At 60.0% G+C, this 4,851-nt stretch carries 4 protein-coding genes; 2 read left to right on the top strand and 2 right to left on the bottom strand.

Annotated elements, in window-relative coordinates:
- Both C5O24_RS10810 and rpsU read right to left on the bottom strand, forming a co-directional pair.
- Window positions 1-539: formate/nitrite transporter family protein (locus tag C5O24_RS10810; protein WP_107681814.1), on the bottom strand; the 539-nt coding region annotated here is incomplete at its 3' end.
- A gap of 106 nt (window positions 540-645) precedes the next feature.
- A complete protein-coding gene (rpsU, locus tag C5O24_RS10805) occupies window positions 646-837 on the bottom strand; it encodes a 30S ribosomal protein S21 (RefSeq protein WP_107036134.1) in 192 nt (63 codons plus the stop codon).
- Window positions 838-1,065: 228 nt separating this feature from the next.
- Here rpsU and C5O24_RS10800 point away from each other — a divergent pair, with 228 nt between their 5' ends.
- Window positions 1,066-2,484 (top strand): alanine/glycine:cation symporter family protein, encoded by a 1,419-nt coding sequence (locus C5O24_RS10800; protein ID WP_500690282.1) that lies wholly within the window; start codon window positions 1,066-1,068, stop codon window positions 2,482-2,484.
- Window positions 2,472-4,851, top strand: a 2,380-nt coding sequence (locus C5O24_RS10795) for a homocysteine S-methyltransferase family protein (RefSeq protein WP_161553890.1), incomplete at its 3' end; no start/stop codon positions are given. The genes C5O24_RS10800 and C5O24_RS10795, both read left to right, overlap by 13 nt.

Raw genomic sequence — 4,851 nt, 5'->3', positions numbered from 1 at the left:
AGCCACACAGCCAGACACACACACCAGTTGGCGCCGACACCCTTGACAAACACCGTCAGCCACGGCATCGACACCTTGGCCACCGCGATACGCTGCATGGCGCTGTGCCACGGGTCGGCAGCAGTCAGCCCCACAGCATATACCATCAGCCATGTGAACAGCAGAGCGCCCACAAAGTTGCCCAGATAGACGAGAGTCCAGTTGCGCGCCACCTCGCCGGCAGTGCACCGGCGGCTCATGAAAGCGGGTATCAGCAGGGCATTGTTGCCCGTGAACAGCTCTGCCCCGAGCACCACCACCAGTATCAGCCCTATCGGGAACATAGCTCCCGACAGCACACGCTGCAACGCCGGATTGGCCTCAGTGAGACCCGGGAAGCCGTAGCCGACGATTACTGACAGCACTCCGCCGAGGGCTATATAGGCGCCGGCAAGCACCGACAGAGTCATCAGCCGTGGCAGCGAACGTCCGGTGGCCACTTTCGCTTCGGCCACCTTCAGAGTGGCCTCTATCACTTCAGGGGGGGTACGTAGATCCATTTAAGTCAAAACCATAAAGACCATAAAACCCGCCTCGGAAGCCTTTCGCAAGCTTACGGGCGGGGTGATTTGTGATTGCTATCGGTTGATTACGTCAGGCAAAGGCTTATTCCTCTACAGAACGGAGCTTCTGAACGTAAACTGCCTTCATCATCTTCTTGCGGTTGCTTACCGAAGGCTTCTCGAAGGCCTGACGGCTACGGAGTTCCTTGACTACGCCGGTCTTCTCGAATTTACGTTTGAATTTCTTGAGGGCTCTCTCGATGTTCTCGCCTTCTTTGACTTGTACGATAATCATTGTCTTGGTGTTGTTATATTTTTTTGTTTTGTATATAATTCGCTTCAATTGCGCGGCAAAATTACTGACATTTTTTTATATTACAAAAACTTTTCCGCAAAAATTCGCCCCGATCCGCCGACGAAACTCCAACGAAACTCCGCCGCGGCATGACTATTCCGAATAGTTTTACTAACTTTGCATTATATTACCTCATATATACACCTTTACTACACGCACACGACGACAGTGGAAGATACAGTTCAGGCGGTCAGCCGTATTCTGACCGATTACGTTATGGTGACAGCGCTGCTGGCAGCGGCGCTCTACTTCACCATAGCCACACGCGGAGTGCAGTTCCGCATGATAGGCGAGATGTTCCGCCAACTTGTACGCTCCGGCCGACGCCCCGCAGCGGGTCACAGAGCCGACGCCGGCAGCCACTCGTCGGTCAGCTCATTTCAGGCATTCGCCATCTCCATAGCATCGCGGGTAGGCACCGGCAACCTTGCCGGAGTGGCCACAGCCATTGCTCTCGGCGGCCCGGGAGCCGTATTCTGGATGTGGGTCATAGCCCTGCTCGGATCATCGAGCGCATTTATCGAATCGACACTCGCACAGCTCTATAAAGTCCGTGGCGAAGGCTCATTCCGCGGCGGACCGGCCTACTATATCTCCAAAGGCATCGGCAGCCGGTGGTGGGCCGTGACGTTCGCAGTGCTGATCATCCTCACATTCGGATTCGCATTCAACACCGTGCAGTCCAACACCATAGCGAGCGCCTTCGAAGAATGCTACGCATTCCCCCGCCAGTGGATGGGCATCCTGCTGACGGCTCTCACGCTGGTCATCGTATTCGGAGGCATCCGCAGCATATCGCGCTTCAGCGAGATCGTGGTGCCGGTGATGGCCGTGGCCTACATAGTGCTGGCTATCGTGATCATCGTCATCAACATAGGCCGCATCCCGGAGATACTCTGCCTGATCGTCGAAAACGCCTTCGGATTCCATCCGGCTGCCGGCGCAACCGTAGGCATGGCTCTTTCGCTCGGCATCAAGCGCGGCCTCTTCAGCAACGAGGCCGGCGAAGGATCCACACCCAACGCCGCAGCCACGGCGGCCGTGTCACATCCCGTAAAACAAGGGCTCATACAGACACTCGGCGTCTATACCGACACGCTGATCATCTGCTCGGCCACGGCATTCATAATCCTCTGCAGCGGACTGTTTATCGACGGACACGACGGCATCGTACTCACGCAGAAAGCCATCGACTCGCAACTCGGAGGCGGCCACCGCTACGGATCGGTATTCGTCAGCATCGCCATTCTGTTTTTCGCCTTCACAAGCATCATCGCCAACTACTATTACGGCGAGACCAACCTCCGGTTTATCCGCGACAACGCCCTGCTCATACGCGCATATCGCCTGGCCGTAGGCACAATGGTATATCTCGGAGCGGTCATGTCGCTCGACCTCGTATGGGGATTCGCCGACATCACCATGGCCCTCATGACACTATGCAATCTGGCGGCCATAGCTCTGCTCGGACGTCAGGCCATAACGCTGCTCCACGACTACCGCCGACAGTTGCGGCAGGGTCACGACCCTGTCTACCGCTCTTCGACCATCCCGGAGATTGCCGACCGCACGGAATGCTGGCCTTGACACTCACCTTCACGACACTTCAACCTACAATGATCCACAACGATATACATCAGGCGCTCCGGGAGAGAGTGCTGACACTCGACGGAGCCATGGGCACCATGCTCCAGAAAGCCCGAGCCGAAGCAGGATGCATCGATCTGCTCTGCCTGTCGTCGCCCGACACCATTGAGGACATCCACCTGCAGTATCTGCAGGCGGGAGCCGACATCATCACCACCGACACGTTCAATGCCAACGCCCTGTCGCTCTCACGCTACGGAGCGTCGCATCTCGTCAAGGATATATGCCGCGAGGCGGTGGCTGCCGCCCGTCGGGCCATCCGACGCATCGGCCGACAGGCATGGATAGCGGGCGACGTCGGCCCCACAGGCAAGTCGCTCTCGATGACCTCCGATGACACCGATGTCGACTTCGACACCCTGCGCGCGGCCTATCTCGAACAGATCGACGCGATCGCCCGAGCCGGAGCCGACCTGATACTGCTCGAAACCATATTCGACACCCTCAACGCCAAAGCCGCCATATCGGCGCTGCTCGAAGTCAGGGAGTCAACCGGACTGGAACTGCCGCTCATGGTATCGGCCACGCTCACCGAGAGCGGACGTCTGCTGTCGGGACAGACCCTTGAGGCGTTTATCGTCAGCATTTCCCACGCGCGGCCGCTGTCGGTCGGCCTCAACTGCGGATTCGGAGCCGAGCAGGCCATCGAATTCCTGCCGCAGCTGCAACACGCGACATGCGCCGTCAGCCTTCACCCCAACGCCGGACTGCCCGACGCCATGGGATGCTACACCTCCACCCCCTCCGACATGACAGCGGCACTACGCCGGCCGCTGGCCGACGGGATGCTCAACATCGTCGGAGGATGCTGCGGCACCACCCCGGCCCACATCCGTGCCATAGCCGCCGAGGCTGCGGCCGCCCGTCCGAGGAATATTCCTGACTGTGACCCCGCTGCTCCGCTCCAGCTCGCCGGACTCGAGGCGCTCACAGTCGCCCCCGACCGTCTGACCCCCGTCGGCGAACGCTGCAACGTGGCCGGAAGCCGCAAATTCCTGCGCCTGATCAAGGAGGGAAATCTCAACGAGGCCATAGCGATAGCCGCCGCGCAGACCGACGCCGGAGCGCGTATCATCGACATCAACATGGACGACGCGCTGCTCGACGCCGCGCGCGAGATGCAACGGTTCGTGCGACTTGCCTCGGCCGAACCCGACGTGGCGCGGGTGCCATTTATGATCGACTCGTCGCAATGGGAAGTAGTGGAGAGCACTCTTAAACTTGTACAGGGCAAACCGGTGGTCAACTCCATCAGCCTCAAGGAGGGCGAAGAGGAGATGATACGCCGCGCGCGCCACATCAGTTCGATGGGAGCCGCCATGGTGGTCATGGCCTTCGACGAACGCGGACAGGCCGACACCTTCGAGCGCAAGACCGAAGTGTGCGCTCGCGCCTACCGCCTGCTGACAGATGCCGGCATCGCACCCTCCGACATCATCTTCGATCCCAACATACTCGCCGTGGCCACCGGCATAGAACATCATGCGCGCTACGGACTCGACTTCATACGCGCCGCACGCTGGATACGCCAGAATCTGCCCGGAGCGGGCGTCAGCGGAGGCCTGAGCAACCTATCCTTCTCCTTCCGGGGCAACAATTTCGTCAGAGAAGCCATCCACGCCATATTTCTCGCCAACGCCGCAGGAAGCTCCGGCATGAACATGGCCATCGTCAATCCGTCGACACTTATCGACACGGCCACCATTCCAGAGCCGCTCGCCGAAGCTATAACCGACACACTGCTCTGCCGACGAGCCGATGCCGACGAGCGGCTGATTGCGGTCGCTGCCTTCACCGATGCGCCGGGACGCAAGGCTTCGCCGGCGACACAGCCCGAAGCTCCCGACACAGTTTCGACACCATGCAGCCGGCTGGCCGATGCAGTGGTCAAGGGACGCGCCGACGCGCTGCCCACGCTTCTTCAGGAAGCGCAGGCCGAGGCCGGATCGGCATTCGCGCTCGTCGAAGGGCCGCTCATGCAGGGCATGGACCGCGTCGGACACCTGTTCGGCGAAGGACGCATGTTCCTGCCGCAGGTAGTCAAGAGCGCCCGGCTGATGCAGCAGGCCGTGGAGCTGCTCACTCCGGCCATCGAGGCTGAGAAGGCTGCGGCGCCCGGCAATGCCGGACGCCGCAATCCGCGCATGGTCATAGCCACCGTCCGCGGCGACGTCCACGACATCGGCAAAAACATAGTGGCGGTAGTGATGCGATGCAACGGCTTCGATATAACCGACCTCGGAGTGATGGTCGAGGGCGAGCGCATAGTCAGCGAGGCGCAGCGGCTTGAAGCCGACCTCGTAGGAC

The sequence above is a fragment of the Paramuribaculum intestinale genome (assembly GCF_003024925.1).
Lineage (GTDB): Bacteria > Bacteroidota > Bacteroidia > Bacteroidales > Muribaculaceae > Paramuribaculum > Paramuribaculum intestinale.
This window is presented reverse-complemented; position numbering and strand designations above follow the sequence as displayed.